This is a genomic window from Synechococcus sp. MIT S9503 (genome assembly GCF_047304175.1).
Classification (GTDB): Bacteria; Cyanobacteriota; Cyanobacteriia; order PCC-6307; family Cyanobiaceae; genus Synechococcus_C.
On sequence record NZ_CP138955.1, the window covers coordinates 1,010,351 to 1,025,165 of the forward strand.

Annotated in this window: 21 protein-coding genes; 5 read left to right on the forward strand and 16 right to left on the reverse strand. The window is 57.9% G+C overall.

Annotated elements, in window-relative coordinates; translation table 11 throughout:
* Positions 1-21: 21 nt before the first annotated feature.
* The 13 genes from SIB56_RS05505 to SIB56_RS05565 all read right to left on the reverse strand — a co-directional run bounded on the left by SIB56_RS05505 (position 22) and on the right by SIB56_RS05565 (position 10,309).
* Positions 22-915: a metal ABC transporter solute-binding protein, Zn/Mn family gene (locus SIB56_RS05505; RefSeq protein ID WP_413326215.1), complete on the reverse strand. Its 894-nt coding sequence runs from the start codon at positions 913-915 to the stop codon at positions 22-24.
* A gap of 52 nt (positions 916-967) precedes the next feature.
* The gene (locus SIB56_RS05510) at positions 968-1,759 is read right to left on the reverse strand and encodes a metal ABC transporter permease (protein WP_413326218.1); all 792 of its coding nucleotides are present in this window, start codon (positions 1,757-1,759) and stop codon (positions 968-970) included.
* Positions 1,752-2,453, reverse strand: a complete 702-nt coding sequence (locus SIB56_RS05515) for a metal ABC transporter ATP-binding protein (protein ID WP_413326221.1) — start codon at positions 2,451-2,453, stop codon at positions 1,752-1,754. The genes SIB56_RS05510 and SIB56_RS05515 overlap by 8 nt, the downstream gene beginning before the upstream one ends.
* Before the next feature lie 27 nt (positions 2,454-2,480).
* Positions 2,481-3,872, reverse strand: coding sequence for a hypothetical protein (locus SIB56_RS05520; RefSeq protein ID WP_413326223.1), 1,392 nt, complete (start codon positions 3,870-3,872; stop codon positions 2,481-2,483).
* A complete protein-coding gene (locus SIB56_RS05525; protein WP_413326225.1) occupies positions 3,869-4,558 on the reverse strand; it encodes a TIGR03943 family putative permease subunit in 690 nt (229 codons plus the stop codon). Before SIB56_RS05525 ends, SIB56_RS05520 begins: the two co-directional genes overlap by 4 nt.
* A 16-nt stretch (positions 4,559-4,574) precedes the next feature.
* Positions 4,575-5,534, reverse strand: coding sequence for a permease (locus tag SIB56_RS05530; protein WP_413326227.1), 960 nt, complete (start codon positions 5,532-5,534; stop codon positions 4,575-4,577).
* 385 nt (positions 5,535-5,919) lie between these two features.
* On the reverse strand, positions 5,920-6,201 hold the full coding sequence (locus tag SIB56_RS05535) for a DUF3721 domain-containing protein (protein WP_413326229.1): 282 nt from the start codon (positions 6,199-6,201) through the stop codon (positions 5,920-5,922).
* Positions 6,202-6,274: 73 nt separating this feature from the next.
* Positions 6,275-6,859, reverse strand: a complete 585-nt coding sequence (locus SIB56_RS05540) for a hypothetical protein (protein ID WP_413326231.1) — start codon at positions 6,857-6,859, stop codon at positions 6,275-6,277.
* Positions 6,860-6,935: 76 nt separating this feature from the next.
* Complete coding sequence (locus SIB56_RS05545) at positions 6,936-7,730, reverse strand: metal ABC transporter permease (protein WP_413327154.1); 795 nt, start codon at positions 7,728-7,730, stop codon at positions 6,936-6,938.
* Positions 7,731-7,832: 102 nt separating this feature from the next.
* On the reverse strand, positions 7,833-8,573 hold the full coding sequence (locus SIB56_RS05550; RefSeq protein WP_413327156.1) for a metal ABC transporter ATP-binding protein: 741 nt from the start codon (positions 8,571-8,573) through the stop codon (positions 7,833-7,835).
* 2 nt (positions 8,574-8,575) lie between these two features.
* Positions 8,576-9,541 carry a metal ABC transporter substrate-binding protein gene (locus tag SIB56_RS05555; RefSeq protein ID WP_413326233.1) on the reverse strand — a complete coding sequence of 322 codons (966 nt, stop codon included), beginning with the start codon at positions 9,539-9,541 and terminating at the stop codon, positions 8,576-8,578.
* Positions 9,542-9,688: 147 nt separating this feature from the next.
* Positions 9,689-9,982 (reverse strand): hypothetical protein, encoded by a 294-nt coding sequence (locus SIB56_RS05560; protein WP_413326235.1) that lies wholly within the window; start codon positions 9,980-9,982, stop codon positions 9,689-9,691.
* 168 nt (positions 9,983-10,150) lie between these two features.
* Entirely contained in the window at positions 10,151-10,309 is a 159-nt protein-coding gene (locus SIB56_RS05565; RefSeq protein WP_413326238.1) for a DUF2256 domain-containing protein, read from the reverse strand.
* Positions 10,310-10,693: 384 nt separating this feature from the next.
* On the opposite strand from SIB56_RS05565, the gene SIB56_RS05570 reads away from it, so the two are divergent.
* From SIB56_RS05570 to SIB56_RS05585, 4 genes are all read left to right on the forward strand, one after another.
* Positions 10,694-10,924 carry a hypothetical protein gene (locus SIB56_RS05570; RefSeq protein WP_413326240.1) on the forward strand — a complete coding sequence of 77 codons (231 nt, stop codon included), beginning with the start codon at positions 10,694-10,696 and terminating at the stop codon, positions 10,922-10,924.
* Between the two features lie 59 nt (positions 10,925-10,983).
* The gene (locus tag SIB56_RS05575; protein ID WP_413326242.1) at positions 10,984-11,346 is read left to right on the forward strand and encodes a putative quinol monooxygenase; all 363 of its coding nucleotides are present in this window, start codon (positions 10,984-10,986) and stop codon (positions 11,344-11,346) included.
* 137 nt (positions 11,347-11,483) lie between these two features.
* On the forward strand, positions 11,484-11,693 hold the full coding sequence (locus SIB56_RS05580; protein WP_413326244.1) for a hypothetical protein: 210 nt from the start codon (positions 11,484-11,486) through the stop codon (positions 11,691-11,693).
* A gap of 117 nt (positions 11,694-11,810) precedes the next feature.
* Positions 11,811-11,966 carry a hypothetical protein gene (locus tag SIB56_RS05585; RefSeq protein ID WP_413326246.1) on the forward strand — a complete coding sequence of 52 codons (156 nt, stop codon included), beginning with the start codon at positions 11,811-11,813 and terminating at the stop codon, positions 11,964-11,966.
* 148 nt (positions 11,967-12,114) lie between these two features.
* Here SIB56_RS05585 and SIB56_RS05590 read toward each other — a convergent pair whose 3' ends face one another.
* Together SIB56_RS05590 and SIB56_RS05595 are read right to left on the reverse strand one after the other, a co-directional pair.
* A complete protein-coding gene (locus SIB56_RS05590) occupies positions 12,115-12,456 on the reverse strand; it encodes a hypothetical protein (RefSeq protein ID WP_413326248.1) in 342 nt (113 codons plus the stop codon).
* A 25-nt stretch (positions 12,457-12,481) separates the two neighbouring features.
* Positions 12,482-12,682 carry a hypothetical protein gene (locus tag SIB56_RS05595; protein WP_413326250.1) on the reverse strand — a complete coding sequence of 67 codons (201 nt, stop codon included), beginning with the start codon at positions 12,680-12,682 and terminating at the stop codon, positions 12,482-12,484.
* An 81-nt stretch (positions 12,683-12,763) separates the two neighbouring features.
* On the opposite strand from SIB56_RS05595, the gene SIB56_RS05600 reads away from it, so the two are divergent.
* Entirely contained in the window at positions 12,764-13,927 is a 1,164-nt protein-coding gene (locus SIB56_RS05600; protein WP_413326252.1) for a hypothetical protein, read from the forward strand.
* Between the two features lie 31 nt (positions 13,928-13,958).
* Here SIB56_RS05600 and mscL read toward each other — a convergent pair whose 3' ends face one another.
* Complete coding sequence (gene mscL, locus SIB56_RS05605) at positions 13,959-14,351, reverse strand: large conductance mechanosensitive channel protein MscL (RefSeq protein WP_413326254.1); 393 nt, start codon at positions 14,349-14,351, stop codon at positions 13,959-13,961.
* Positions 14,352-14,815 lie beyond the last annotated feature (464 nt).

A 14,815-nucleotide genomic window follows, 5' to 3' on the forward strand; every position in this document is an offset into this window, starting at 1 on the left:
TTTTATGAAAAATTTCAAGAATTAACGAATGGATGCCCAACGCTGTTGCAGTTGTGCAGCGCTGGCCTCATCACAGCTGCCGCCCTGGGCAACAACGAACGTGCAGATGTTGCCGGTTGCTGTCTGCACGAGACTTTTTCCTGGGGCCTGGCCGTCGGCAAACAACGGCTTGCTTGCCAGAGGAACTCCACTGGCCTTGCTGATGCGACGCATCGTCTTGGAGGGAGGCAATGCCTCAGGAAAAATCACCTTGGTCCCTGATTTCTTGATCGCCTTGCTGATGGAACGCAGGCTGGAGGGACGCATCCGTCCTCCGGTGGCGTATTCATCAACGACGGGAAGTTCGCGGATGCCGAAACGACGTGCCAGGAAGGAATAAGCCCGGTGTCCTGTGATCAGAACACGCTGATCCGCGGGCACTGTCTGGATCTGCTGGCCGGTCCAGCTTCCGAGTGAATTGAGCACTGAATCCATGGCAGCCCGGCGCCTGTCAATTGCTGCGTCCTGACTTCCGCTGAACACCGGCTTCAGCTTGGCGGCTGCGGCATTGGTCATCGAGGCCGCAATGGCAGGGTCATGCCAGAGATGCGGATCATTCAGGGGATTGCTGGGAACAGCGATTTCTCCAACGGAGACCACCGGTCCACCTGCTTTGACGCCCTTCAGAGCAGGTGTGAGGTTGTAGCCGTTCAGCAGCACCAATTTGGCCTTGCTGAGATTGGACCGATCCGCTGGCCTGAGAGCCATGGTGTGGGGGTCTGCGCCCGGAGGGATCAGGCAGATCACGCGAGCCTGATCAGCTACCAGCTTTTTGGTGATGTCGCAAAGAACACCATCAACCGCAACCACCGTGGGCGCTGAACTGGCAGCCGCCAAAAGCGTTCCCGCAGCAGCGTTGACAAGAGGAAAAGGCAACGTGTGACAAAAGATCTCCAGGAATGATAATCATTCTCACTGCCATTGCAAGTCAGGCTGGGTTGGCGGGACGCAGCCGGGGAATGCAGAGCAGAACCATGCAGACCACACCGATCAACGGCCCGGGAGGCAGGTTGAGCGGCACCGCCAGCAGAAAGCCCACGGCACTGAGGGCCAGGCCGACCAGCGCGGACTGAAGCATCGCGGCACGCAGACTTCTCACGCGCCACAGGCCTGGCAGAACCGGCGCACAGAGCAGACCGATCACCAGAATCACGCCCACAGCCGCCATGGAACTGACGATCACCATCGATGTCACCAGGGACTGAACAAGCTGCAGGTTTCTGACTGACAGCCCGGAGGCCTGGGCACCCTCCGGATCAACGCCCAGAAAGACCAGATGGCGGTAGCGGGTCAGCAGCAGCAGTGCCATCGCAGCGGCAGCCACCAGCACCCTGTAGAGATCCGACCAGTCAACGATCAGCAGATCGCCGAACAGCAGCGCTTCGAGGTCCAGACGAATGTTGAACACTGGAATCAGCAACACCCCCAGGCCGAGGAACCCTGCGAGAACGGTGTTGATCACGGCTTCCTGACCAGCGGGTTGCCCCTGCTGCAGGCGCTCGGCCGCCATGGAACCCAGCAGACCGCTGATCACTCCACCGATGGCCGGATCCAGTCCGAACGCAACGGCCACGGCCACACCAGGAAGCACGGCATGGGAAATCAGATTGGCCTGCAGAACCCGTCTCTGAGTGACCAGCAAGGTGCCCGTCACCGGGCAGAGCACACCCACGAGCAAGGCCATGAGCAGAGGAACCAGCCAGAGATCGAGTTCACTCATGAGCGGCACCCCCCGGAGCGAGTTGGCTGCCGAGCATGTGGCGCACCTGCAGCGGAGGTCCATCCGCCAGAACGCGTCCATCCAGCATGATCACCCGGTCATACAGCTCGAGAGCGGCACCCCAGTCGTGATTGCTCACCAGCAGGGTCTTCCCTGCATCGGCAAGTTGACGCATCAGACCAATCAACTGCTCCCGAGACGGGGGATCAATGGCTGCACAGGGCTCATCCAGCAGCAAAACCCGCGATGGCTGCACCAGAGTCCGCGCCAGCAAGGCCCTTTGCTGCTGACCACCTGACAGGGCATCCAGACGTCGTGAAGCGAGAGTTTCCAGTCCGACACGCTGCAGTGCCGCATCCCGGTCGCAGCATCCGAAGGAACGGCTCGTGATCGCTCCAAGAGCCACAAACTCACGCACGGTGATCGGGAAAGACCAGTCAATCCGGCCCCTCTGTGGCATCAGAACGACCCGGTCGCGACAGCTCTGAACCGGCATCCCATCGCAGGCGACCTGTCCGGAAGACGGAGACAAGCGTCCCTGGAGCAGGTGGAGCAGCGTTGATTTGCCGGCACCATTGGCACCCACCAGGGCCGTGAGCGTTCCAGCCTCCAGCGTCAGCGAAACATCATCGAGAACAACACGGTTGCCGTAGGAGAGAGACAGACCTTGCGCAACGAGGGGGGGCACCCTCATGGGCAATGAGAACGATTCTCAGTCAAGCTACCGAGCCGGATCGGAAAAGTCAGTCAGCGCTCCTCCGGCCGGCAGCCATCTGGCCAGCACCGCCGCTTGCTCAAGCACATCGAAACGGAGCGTGCTGCCTGAGATCAAAGCCACTCTGCCTTGATCATCGCCTGACTTCTGCACCACCGTCAGCAGCTGATCACCCACCGGGTCGTAATCGAGTTCAGCCCCTGAACTCAGGCGCCAGCCTCCCAGTGATCGACGGCGAATCTCCCTGCCCTCGCTGTCGATCTGCAACAGCGTGTCCTGTGTGCGCAGTCCCGCTTCACGCAGCACCAGCCAGAGCCTCTCTCCACCGTTGTCGCAGGCTGCCGCCATCACCCCGGCCTCACCGAGCCAGACCTGCCGGGGAGGCCTGGCCGGAATCACCAGCTCAACCGATCGGCGGTAATCGGGCCAGTGGCGCACCAGCAGTGCGCGTCCGGCACCGGAGCAGAAAGCCTTCACCTCCCGACTTCCTGGCAGGGACTGTCGGGAGACACCATCTGAATCCGGATTGAGAGGCAACAACTCGAGGCCGTCGTAGGAGGGCACAACAAGACCATTGCCATCTGGGAGGAGACGCAGCGGGCCGCTGGCCTCCAGATCCAGAGACCGCTGTTTCCGTCCCCTGGACTGAATCCAGGTGCGATCACTGTCCGGCTCGAACCCCCCGAGCTGAACCAGCAACTCTCCGAGCTGATTGCTGCTCAGATGAGCAAACAACAGAGCCCCCGACTCTCCGGATTCCAGCTCATCCAGGGACCCGAGCTGCGGATCAGCGAGACCTTGTCTGAGGCTGCTAATCGCACGCTGACTGAGCTGACGCAGCAGCACACGCTGGCGTGCCTCATTGTCATCGCTGACCATGGCAACACCGGAGCCATCCCCCAGTGGCTCGATCTGCAGGATGCGCTGCTGCGGTGGCGCGAGAGACAGCCAACGTCCATTTCTCAGACGCAGCTTCAGGCGCTCACCATCACCGCTGGGGACCGCAGCGAGAAGGTGAGGCCGCGGGTCCCACCAGACAACCTGTTTTGTGAGGGGCAATCGCCTCAGATCCTGACCATGAAGCTCAAGACGCAGAGGCTCAACAACAGGTTGAACAGACTCCACAAGAATCCGCAGTCGTTCCTGCCGGCCGAACCAGCTGTGTGGAAGATCCGGAACCAGTGAACTGGCCGCAACCGTGGCGCGATCCATCGGTCTGCTGAACCTGACATCAAGCGCGGCGGCTCCGGAACGGATGGGCTGAATGGCAACCGACTGAAGCCAGGGTGGTCGTCGCAGCAAAATCTGCTGCTGCAGCAGAGTCAGACCGGCGAGAGCCGCAAGACATCCGCTCAGCAGCCGCGGCCGTGTCGATGAGGCCGAAGAACGTGCCCTCATGGCTCAAGCGGTCGGTCAGGCCTGGGAATGACAGTCAGTCGAGTGGGCTTCACCACGCTGACCGGCACCCCGTTGCGCTCCTGAACGGCCATCGTCCCCTCGATCTCGAGCCATTGATCCGCCTGAGGATCGACATCAGCAGGCCAGTCCACGGGAAGACCCGCGGGTGTCGCGTCGGCAAGGCAGCAGCGCACGGTCAACCTGGCCAGCTGAAGCGGTTCACCGGGGCGATCCAGAACGAATCCACTGATCTTCACGGGATCTCCGACATGCAGTTCGGGATCGGGCTGACTGCGCAGAAGCCTTACCCACTCCGTCAGAGTTCGCTGCTCAGGAGGCAGAAAAAAGCTCAGAGTCGGCGCCGCCGGAAGACTGTCCGGACGGCTTGCCGCCAGATCACTGAAGGATGGCTCGGGGGGGACAATCAGAATCAGCACCGCCATCAGTGCGGAGAACAGCCAGCCGAAGGGCGAAACAGCCCTGCGCCGTCGATCAGACGGACGCAGCTGTATCAGTCCGAGCAGCATCAGCACCACTCCTGCAATGGCGACAACCGGATGAAACGCCGCATTCAGAAGCAGATCAAGACGGGAGGAGAGGCTGCTCCAGACCAGAACCCACCCCCACAGTGTCAGGACCAGTGAGGGCAGCAGCGAGGTTCGGCGCAGGTGATGGAAGGGACTCATCGGAGCGGGCACCGGGTCAGAGCTGAACAAGATTCACCCACTGCCCGATGAGCAGAACCATCAGTGATGCAGACAACGCCGTCATCGCAATGGCACGGGGTGTGAGCAGGACAGTGAACAATCCGGCCAGCTTGAGATCAACCACCGGCCCCAGCAACAGAAAAGCCAGCAGTGCCCCGGGAGTGACCTGGGCAGCAAAACCAAGTGCCAGAAAAGCATCCACACTCGAGCACACCGACACCACCAGGGCAAGCAGCATCAGCGCGAGGATCGAAAGTGTCGGCGCACTGCCCAGCGCCAGCAGCCAGCTGCGTGGCAGCCAGGTCTGCACGACGGCGGCCAGAGCACTGCCGATCACCAGCAACGTAAGCAGGCTGAGAAACTCTCGGGTGCTGTGGTACAGCAGTTCCCGCGGCACCAAAGTCGTGGATTCGGCCTGGGTTTCAGGCCGGACCGGTCCGACTCCCACCAGTCCGGTGCGGCGTTCGAGCAGCCCGAGGCTGGACAGCGGCTGACTGAGCCTGCGCTCTTCGAGCAGGGCGCTCTGCAGCAGTCGGGATTCGGGGATCAGCCCCAGCAGAGCACTGAGAGCGAGTGCAATGCAGAAGGCCCCCGCTGGCCGTGCCCACAGCAACCAGGTTTTGTCGGGGAACGCCGCCCAGGTGCTGGCGAGAACAATAGGGTTGAGAACAGGCGCGGCGAAGAGGAATCCGAATCCCGTTCCAAGCGGGGCACCACTGGCCAGGAGTCGCCGGGCCACGGGCACATTGCCGCATTCACAGGCCGGAAGTGCGAACCCGAGCAGGGCACCGACGATCGGCGCCAGCAGCGGATTGCGAGGCAGACGCTTCACCCAGGCCGACTGGGGCACCAACCAGCGGGCAAGGCCGGCGATCGTGACACCCAGCAGCAGAAACGGGATGGCCTCGATCAGCAGACCCTGAAAAATGGCCCAGGCCGTGGCGAGTCTCGTCATTCAGCCCTGGGCCCTACAGCCAAAACCTTGATGGGTCTGCAGATCAAGCTAGAGATCCGCGTCAGCAATGTCGAGATCAGCGTGGTTCAGGAAGTGGGCGACTTGGAACGACTCGGAGGCAGGGGCAGACATCACTTCCCGGCGTTTCGAAGAGCTTGTTCGTTGATTGCGCTGAAAAAGTCCTCATTGTTCTGATGACCCACTAACGAATCGCTTACACCACAACAAAGAATCAGCAGGATCAAGCCCGCATCAGATCTCGACTGGAACATCGGGGACGCTTACAAGACCGCTGTCCGACCCGATGATCAGAGATTTTCAAACGACTTAGGACCGAGTGGTCTCAGTCCGTCACTGTTCTGACGGACTGAGACAAACGGAACGTTCAGTAGTCGCCGTGGCCGTGGTCTGCACAAGGCATCCACTGATTGCCCATTTTGTGAGCGCCCTCGCAGTTGAAGCCTGAAGCTGCGGCTTCGGCCTGAGCCCTTGTGCTGAACACAGCTTGCTTGCCCTGGGCAGGCGAAGCGGCCTGACCTGAAAGAAGGGTGCCGGTGTGGTCATCGCCTGGGACATGGTGGGCCCGGGCCGATTGTGCTCCCACAAGTGTGAGTGCGGCCAGGGCGACCAGAGAACCCCGAACGACGGATCGGTTGGTGAGGAGCATCAGGCTGGACAACGCAGATGTGTTTCACCCATTCTCCAACATCGGAAGTGTCATCGATGCGCTCCTTTACGAACTAGCGAGCATCAAATGGTGCGGACGAGTGATGCAGCACGATGCGAACCGAGCCATCGATTTCACGCAGGAAGGTCCAGGTTTTCTCAGGCTCAGCGATCTGACCCTGTGAATCGGTGAGGATGACCCGACCCAAGGTGTTGGCGGTGTTGCCCAGCAACTGCATCACATAGTCCTTGATCTCGCAGCTGACCCAGTGTCGGTAGGTGGCGAATCCCAGCTTCTTGTCTCTGAACTGGGGGATCGTGGGATCGGGGCCCACGAAGTAGGCGAGAGCACCATCGCGAGTGGTGCGGAAGGTGCTGTCGCCGATTGCATAGGTGGGCTTGAAAGCGACCGGCCCGAACTTATAGGCATAGGCCGTGTCGATCACTGCGGAGGCCTTGGCTTTGGCGGCGTCATAGCCGCCGTTCTGATAAGCGTTGCTGATGGCCAGCACTGCATCACACCAACCCTTCTGGAGTTGATTGACTTCAGCCTCGGTGATTGCAGTGTCGAAAACCTGAACAACAGGCTTGGACTGAACCTGTGAACACGCCAGCGATGAGACTGCAAAAGCGGCAGCGGCAACAGATGATCGGCGCATCAAAGACATCGAGAAGTTCGTCATTAAGCGCTAGTTAGCTAGATCGACGGGATGCGCAAACCATCGCGCAGAAAGCTCAGGAGGATGGTCGGCAGAGAATTCCGTGACGCGGAGCCAGCAGGAACGCCATCAGGAACAGACCGGTCTGCACAAGAACGATGCAGCCAGCCGTGGAGCTGTCGGTCCAGTAGCTGAGATAAACCCCGAGAAGACTGGACAGAACACTGCTGCCGATTGCCAGCCAGGTCATCCGATCGAAGCGATCGGTGAGCAGGTAGGCCGTGGCACCGGGAGTCACCAGCATGGCCACCACAAGAATGATTCCGACCGTCTGCAAACCGGCAACCGCAGCCAGCGAGAGCACCGACAGCAGCAGATAGTGCAGCAGCCCGGTGTTGATGCCGATTGAGCGGGCGTGGGTGGGATCGAAGCAGAACAGCAGAAGATCCCTGCGGAACAGCAGCAGCAGAGCCACAACAACAAGACAGATCATCCAGGTCTGCTGGATGTCAGCCGCGGAAATCCCCAGCACATTCCCGAACAGAATCTGGGTGAGATCGATGTTGCTGCGTGTCTTGGACACCAGCACAAGACCGAGAGCGAAGAAGCCTGTGAACACAAGCCCGATCACCGTGTCTTCCTTGATGCGCGACTTCTGCTTCACGAAACCGATGGCGGCCACCGAGCCCACACCAAAAACGAAAGCCCCGAGCGAGAACGGCAGTCCCAGGGCATAGGCCAGCACCACGCCAGGAAGAACGGCATGGGACACAGCATCACCCATCAGGGCCCAACCCTTCAGTGTCATGTAGCAGGAGAGCAGACCACAGACTCCCCCCACGAGAGCGCTGATCACCAGTGCTCGCACCATGAAATCGTGACGGAGAGGTTCCAGCAACAGCTCAACCAAGGTGAATGACCTCCTGATCAGCGTCCTTCTGCAGCGAACAGCTCGGCAAACACCGGTTGAGGCTCAAGGGGTCTGCCCCCTGAGCACATCGGGAGGCAGACCACCGAACGCCTGGGAGAGATTCTCCGCAGTGAACACCTCCGAGGTTTCTCCGTAGGCCAGCACCGTCTTGTTGATCAGCACCACAACATCACAGAAATCCTGCACATGGCTGAGATCGTGAGTGGAGATCAGAATCGAGCAGGCCTGACTGCGCAACTGCAGAAACAGTTCGGCCATGAGCTTCTCGGTGCGCACATCAACGCCGTTGAAAGGCTCATCGAGCAGGAGCACGGAAGCCCGCTGGGCGATGGCTCTGGCCAGAAAGGCACGTTTGCGCTGGCCACCGGAGAGAGCGGAAAGAGGCCGGTCCCTCAGATCCAGCAGTTCAACCCGTTCAAGGGCATCGCGCACCGCCAGACGATCGGACTGACGTGGAATGCGAAGGAGATTCATCGAGCCATAGCGACCCATCATCACCACATCCCAGACGGAAACAGGGAAATCGCAATCAATGCCCTCGCTCTGAGGCACATACGCCACAGCCTGTTCGCGCTGGGCTTCGGCCACCTTGAGACCGTTGATGCGAATCCTTCCCCGGGAAGGTCGAACGAACCCGGTGAGTGCCTTGAACAGGGTGGACTTGCCGGCTCCGTTCATCCCCACCATTCCGCAGATGCATCCGGCGGGCAGCGTCAGTGATGCGTCGTAGAGCGCAACGGACCCGTTGTAGTCAACGCAGAGTTGATCAGCTGCGATCCGAATCGTCATGGCATTGAATCGGAGACGGAACTCAGCCCTGATTGGATGAGTTTCACATTGTGGCGCTGCAGATCAAGCAGGGTGGCGGCAGGACCGTTGCGATCCGACAGGGAATCGACATAGAAACTCCCACCGAAACGACTGCCTGCGGCCCTGGCAACCTCACGCTGAGCCTTGTCGCTCACTGTGGTTTCACAGAACACCGCTGGAACCTGATCGCGTTTCACCCGTTCAATCAGTTGGCCCATGCGACGTGGCGAGATCTGACTTTCGGCGTTGACAGGCCAAAGATAGGCCTCCTCCAGGTCGTAGTCGCGCGCGAGATAACTGAATGCGCCCTCGCAGGTGACCAGCAGACGCTTGTCGGGAGGAAGAGACTGGAGCGAGTCGCGGAGTTCGCCATCCAGCTCCTGAAGCCTGGCTTTGTAGGCCTCGCCGTTGGCCGCATACTGTGACGCACCTTCAGGATCGAGCTGTGAAAAGGCCTCAACCAGCCGATCCACATAGAGCTGAGCAGCCTGGGGAGACATCCAAGCATGGGGATTGGGTTTTCCCGCATAGGCGTCCTCCTCGATCAGCAGCGGTTCAACACCATCGGTGAGGGTCACGGTCGGCACATCCCCGGCCGCTTCCGTGAAACGCCTGGCCCAGAGCTCAAGCCCCAGTCCGTTTTCGACGATCAGATCGGCTCCCGAAGCACGCTCGATGTCGCTGGGCGTGAATTCATAACCATGGATCTCCGCTCCTGGTTTGGTGATCGACTCCACCTGAAGCCTGTCGCCGGCGACATTTCGGGCCATGTCGGCAAGGATCGTGAAGGTGGTCAGAACCTTGGGACGACTGTCGGAAGCAGAAGATGTCAGACGAGAGGTGCTTCCACAGGACGCAGTGATGCAGAGCAGACCGATCCAGATCAATCCAGCGGGAAGGCCCCGGTTCAACAAACCTCTGCCGCTCAAGAGAAAGTTCATCAGGCGGAGCTTAGGAGAGTCTCCAGGCGTCAGAACCCGCCCTGATTTCCGCGACCCGCCACACGAACACGAATGCCACCACTTCGTGCGTCATGGCATGCAGGCGAAGCAGGCAATTGCGCTGCTGCCCACCATCGGGATCACAATTCAGTCGTCAAAATCATGGGCATGCTTGTTCATGGCCTCCACGACGAGATCCTGAATCAGCAGCTTCACTTCCATGTTGCTGTGATGCACAACAAGACGCTGAATCGTGTAATAGACGATCAACATCACTGGAAGGATCAGAACACAGACGATCTCAAACATGACGATCCCCGATGCATGTCTGCGGCGATGAACTATTGCGATCAATGCCTCAACCAACATGATGGCCCTGATCTGCTTCTCGAGCTGTAATCCGAAGCATCGAACGAATCCGAGCGACACCCCTCCAGGCATTCACGCCAGATGTGGTGGCGCAGGACATCAACGCTCAGACATTGAAGCGAGGAATGACCAACCCACCGATCGACTGTTCAGCTGACACCAGATCTGGGGCTTGCACGAAACCACACACCAGAACTATTGGTGGAGTCGGCCGGGTGATGAGGACATCATTTGCCGGCGTCAGCTTCCCCGATCGCTGATCGGGGATTTTTTATGGCGACGGCAGCGTTCAGAGCAGTAACGCACCTCATCCCAGACGTCTTTCCATTTTTTTCGCCACTGAAACGGTCTGCCGCAGACAGGACAGGTTTTTGTGGGGCGATCCCGAGGGCGTTTCACAGAAGCGAACGGGCAATCACGTTCAGAGGCGGCGTCACAACAACCAAGTTTTCAGGTGGAATTGACATCGAGTTGAACAACCAGCAGCAGAACAACGTTCAGAGATTTTAGAAATCAGTGAAGTGACCGATGCTTGCGCGCACCCAGGCCATCTTGAAACAACTAAAAATCATTGGTTTTGCCAGCAACTGAAAGCGAGATCATGCGATGCAGAAACGACGAAATCGCGAAGACTCTGAACAGGAATCAAAAGCTTTAGCAAAAATAAATACCTATTTGAGATTTAAGAAGCGTCCGCTCGGTGATCCCATGACGGTCATAGTTTGAACACAATTCAGCTCCCGGCATGGTATGGCTCTGCATCAATCCGCCCCGTCCTGCTTCATGCACTGGAGCGTTCAACGCGTCACCAACAATCTTTTTTCGGTGTCAGCCACCAGCGATGGCCTGGATTACACCCATGTTGGCAATTACCGAACTGTGGAAGATGCCAACAGGGCCGGTCGCCGGTTTGTTTCGGCCCGAGCACATGAGCAGGGACGCAGTCCCCGTGATCAGCCGGCCTTCAGCGTCAATCAGCAACGTCATCTCGCCGGCGGAACTCTGCACAGCTGAAAACAGTGAGCCGGAGAGGTTGGCCCTGGCTAGTAGATGGGCAACCGGATTCCTCTGTGATGAAAGCCGACGATCATTGCGTTTCGATTCATCCCTACTTCCGGATTCCCGCTGAAAGCGAGCAGCGGGTGATGGAACTGTGCAGGGAGTTTGTGGAGCGTTCCGGCAGAGAACCTCTCTGCCTTTACTACGGCTTTTCCAGAGCGGGCAACGTTCTGCACTGCCGTGAGGGTTACCGGGGCGCCGCCGGTGCGCTGGCCCATCTGGAAAACGTGGGGGAGTTGTTGCAGAACTTCCTGCAGACCTGCGAACTCATGAGGCTTGAAGTGCATGGTCCCTGCGAGGAACTTGAGAAGCTGCGGCCGGCCCTGACGGCGTTTCCGGTGGAATTTTTTGAACTGCAAATCGGATTTCGACGCTGAAAACGCCACCCAAACAGGCCAGGAAGCCCAAAAACATAAAAAGCGCTTTTAAGTGAGGAGTCACTGAAAAACCTCGACAACCGTGTGATCTGCAACAAATCGTTTGGTTCATACCGATACCTTGCGCTCACTCCCCCATGGAGATCGGCATGAACGGCAGCATTCAGCTCACCACAGAACAGCACTTCCAGATCGAGCAGTTCAATCGTGCCCTCGAAACAACCCAGGACGCGGATCAGCTTCGTCAACTGGCCAGACAACTGATGCAGGCTTGGCAGACCCAGAAAGCTGCCACCAGCTGGGTTCTCAAACAGGAAACGCCACCGTTCATCGCCAGCGGTGGCTGACAAAGGCGATTCAGGAAGTCATCGCTCAAAAAGCACAGATTCACTGTGCTCAAAGAGGCGACGAACTTCACAACGTGCCGGCGAAACCTTTAGGTTTTTCCAAGGATTTGACCGTGCATGGTTGAGCTTTACCTGAACGCCAAGCTTCACAGCCGCATCAGCGAGGCTGCCTACCGCTCCTTGCTCACACGCAAGGATCTTGATGACCAGGATCTGAAGCTTCGCAGTGACCTGCTGAAACAGGTGGATAACGGTTCCATCAGGCTGACCTGAACAACGTCATTCACCATTCGTGTTTCAACCGAACGATCCCCGCTTCTGGAGAGCATTGCTGGGGATCATCGCTTTGTTGGTGAGTTGCTCGCTGGCCTGGTTAATGCTCAGTCTCTGAACGCTTTTCAGGGTGCGCAGGCAACACCACTCAATTGATCAGCATCCAGATCAGCGACACAACAGTCACCCCGGCACCGACAGCCAGCAGAGCCAGCATCAGCAGACTGCCACCGGCAAACCAGAGCAGCTGACGGAAGGTCTGCGGGAAAAGGAGATGAAGACTGAGCCCCAGGGCAACAGGCCAGAGGGGTGGAATGATCAGACAGATAACGGTGAGCAGACCAAGTTTCAGGCGACGTTTCGCTGTCTGTTCCCGTTCGAGTCGCAACGCTCTCTGATCACGCTCAAGCTCCTCAAGCTCCTCGTCACTGAGCCAGCGCCCCATCTCCTGAGCCCTGAGCAATTCCCTTTCCAGCTGTTGTTGTGACATCGACTGAACCATTCCCTGATGGTATTCAGCGATGGTGACTGGTGTCGCTCTTCAACCAGGAGCGCTCGAGAGAAGCACGCGCCTTTTCCGGATTGAGCGCATCAAGGCGTTGCTGCGACTTCATCCTGGAGCGGAACGGTCCGGTGAGTTTCCAGAAGCGCAGTGCGGATGCCACCGCCACCACAGCCCAGGCCACAAGTATCCAGCGCGGATCGTGCAGTGACATACCAACGATTTCGTTCCTCAACGTTAGGCAGCTTTGTGCTTCAGGCGGACCGTTTAGGGTCCAGCCCTCTCAACAGGAGCCATGCCTGGCCAGGTGGACAATCGAGTGATCGTGATCTGCCGCACGGATGAAAGCGCATGGCGACCGAAAGGATTGAACGGAACTCCGATCGGGTCGTATTCGATCGGCATCGATCCGGTCACAGGCAAGGTGCGCAGTGAGCGAATACCGGAGAGTTGCCTGCACAGCTTCAGCCACCGTGAAGGCGGCAGATTGATCGAGCTGTCGAGCGAGGGAAAAGGAGTGATCGCCCTCGACACGATCGAACTGCCCCACAGCTCGCTGGCAGTGGTGCGTCTGATCTCGAGCCGCCAGGGTGATGACATCCATCTGGTGGAGGGGGTGAAAGCTGAGGATCTCTCCGCCTACAACTGGGGACTGGAAGGGAAAGACAGGTTCCAGCTGTTCCGTGACCCTGCTCCACCGGTGAGATGGTCAGACAACCTGAGCGACTGGCGTCGAAGTGAGGCCTACCTCAGACATCAGCAGAGCTTTGATCAGAAGCTGCAACAGGAATTCGCTGCTGCGGTGCAGGCTCTCTCCATTCACATCAGTGCCAATGATCAGAAAGCCTTCGATGCATTCATCTGCCAGGCCTGCGCTGATAACGAAGGTTTGTACTGGGACATCCGCAAAGCTTCTGCGGTGTATGCCCTGCAGGGAACCTTCACCAGGAACGACCTCAGCCGAATGGTTTATCTGGCGCAGGAGGGGATCGCTCACCGGGAACTTCCATTCCACTGCTCAGCTGAGCAGGTTGTCAAAGCCCTCTTCGATCACTGCAAGCAGACCGCGGGAACCCTCAGTGATGCGGAGATCTGGGACGCACAGACCCGATGCGATCTGCTGACGATCGATCAACTGATGACCATCGTGCGCACAAAAACGAAGCACAAACCCTTTTTCTACCGATGGCTCTGGCGAATGGAAGACAAGCCCGATCCAGGCCTGATCGAAAACGCTGACCTCTATGAACTCTTTCGCGAAGAGCTGATCAACGATCGCGACAGAATCATGGATGCCTTCGGCATCGACGGAGCTCTGGAAGTCGACTACCGCGATCAGGTGATCAACTCGATGCTCCGCGATGACGGCTGGAATCTGATGGAGACCGACACACATCTCGATAATCTCTACAAAGGCCAGTCAATGCCTGGTCTTGAAAAGGATTCAGAACCTGAATGAGTGATTTTGTCCTTGGAAGAATTGAATCAGCTCATTCTTTTGCAGATGACTGTTTCTCCATGACTTCGGTGAGTCGTGTAATTGCTGAGGCGAGCTGCACCTGTGGATCAGGTGTTGATGCCTCAACGGTTTTCTCTCTGCGTTTGGTTCTTTCAACAGCTCTGACAATGATGAAACAGACAAAAGCAATGACAATGAAGTTGATCAAAGCAACAATGATTTCCCCGCCGGGCAACTGGGACAAAGATTGAACATTAGCCTTGCTCATGGCAGGCTCGAGTGCACTGGTCATAATCAACTTGACTGCCGAGTCGACCACTTTCCCAAAGGCTCCAGCAATAATGACAGCAATTGCCAGGTCAACAACATTGCCTTTGTTGATGAATGACTTGAAATCCGATAAAAGTGTCAGCTTTTTCGCCATGCTTCTAAAGTCGTTTAATGATTTTTAGCGACAAAATCCGAACTTTTCAACAATGTTTCTTGGCTTTACAAAGCTGCAATACAGTCTCGCCATGCATTGAGACTTGTTCCGCCAAAGGCGTGATTCAGCAATATCTTTCGCTGCAGACATCCCACATCTCAAACCCGCCTGATGATCCGAGTGACTGGATCCATACTGATGTCAACGGGAAGCATCTGCCCTTGCTGAGAAAGCAATTGAGGTCTCCTCAGGTGATGGTCATTGCTGAATCGTTATTGATCCGTGAGTGTTGGCTACTGAGCTGAACTCAACGGGAAACAAACAGATCCGACAACGAGGAGCAACGCCATCGGAATGACGGGTTGTAGCTCCCAGGCAGCATCACACCTAGCCTTAGTTGCCAACGGTTCTGCCCCGCAGACAGTTTCTCCATGGAACGCATCGACGGTCGAATTCTGATCGGT

Excerpts from the sequence above, each read along its gene's own strand:
- SIB56_RS05600 (WP_413326252.1), top strand. The coding sequence starts at position 12,764 with ATGCCTGGCCAGGTGGACAATCGAGTGATCGTGATCTGCCGCACGGAT.
- SIB56_RS05555 (WP_413326233.1), bottom strand. The coding sequence starts at position 9,541 with ATGAACTTTCTCTTGAGCGGCAGAGGTTTGTTGAACCGGGGCCTTCCC.
- SIB56_RS05510 (WP_413326218.1), bottom strand. The coding sequence starts at position 1,759 with ATGAGTGAACTCGATCTCTGGCTGGTTCCTCTGCTCATGGCCTTGCTC.
- SIB56_RS05570 (WP_413326240.1), top strand. The coding sequence starts at position 10,694 with ATGCACTGGAGCGTTCAACGCGTCACCAACAATCTTTTTTCGGTGTCA.
- SIB56_RS05535 (WP_413326229.1), bottom strand. The coding sequence starts at position 6,201 with ATGCTCCTCACCAACCGATCCGTCGTTCGGGGTTCTCTGGTCGCCCTG.
- SIB56_RS05540 (WP_413326231.1), bottom strand. The coding sequence starts at position 6,859 with ATGCGCCGATCATCTGTTGCCGCTGCCGCTTTTGCAGTCTCATCGCTG.
- SIB56_RS05575 (WP_413326242.1), top strand. The coding sequence starts at position 10,984 with ATGAAAGCCGACGATCATTGCGTTTCGATTCATCCCTACTTCCGGATT.
- mscL (WP_413326254.1), bottom strand. The coding sequence starts at position 14,351 with ATGGCGAAAAAGCTGACACTTTTATCGGATTTCAAGTCATTCATCAAC.
- SIB56_RS05525 (WP_413326225.1), bottom strand. The coding sequence starts at position 4,558 with ATGAGTCCCTTCCATCACCTGCGCCGAACCTCGCTGCTGCCCTCACTG.
- SIB56_RS05580 (WP_413326244.1), top strand. The coding sequence starts at position 11,484 with ATGGAGATCGGCATGAACGGCAGCATTCAGCTCACCACAGAACAGCAC.
- SIB56_RS05515 (WP_413326221.1), bottom strand. The coding sequence starts at position 2,453 with ATGAGGGTGCCCCCCCTCGTTGCGCAAGGTCTGTCTCTCTCCTACGGC.
- SIB56_RS05530 (WP_413326227.1), bottom strand. The coding sequence starts at position 5,534 with ATGACGAGACTCGCCACGGCCTGGGCCATTTTTCAGGGTCTGCTGATC.
- SIB56_RS05545 (WP_413327154.1), bottom strand. The coding sequence starts at position 7,730 with ATGGTGCGAGCACTGGTGATCAGCGCTCTCGTGGGGGGAGTCTGTGGT.
- SIB56_RS05595 (WP_413326250.1), bottom strand. The coding sequence starts at position 12,682 with ATGTCACTGCACGATCCGCGCTGGATACTTGTGGCCTGGGCTGTGGTG.
- SIB56_RS05520 (WP_413326223.1), bottom strand. The coding sequence starts at position 3,872 with ATGAGGGCACGTTCTTCGGCCTCATCGACACGGCCGCGGCTGCTGAGC.
- SIB56_RS05590 (WP_413326248.1), bottom strand. The coding sequence starts at position 12,456 with ATGTCACAACAACAGCTGGAAAGGGAATTGCTCAGGGCTCAGGAGATG.
- SIB56_RS05560 (WP_413326235.1), bottom strand. The coding sequence starts at position 9,982 with ATGCCTGGAGGGGTGTCGCTCGGATTCGTTCGATGCTTCGGATTACAG.
- SIB56_RS05585 (WP_413326246.1), top strand. The coding sequence starts at position 11,811 with ATGGTTGAGCTTTACCTGAACGCCAAGCTTCACAGCCGCATCAGCGAG.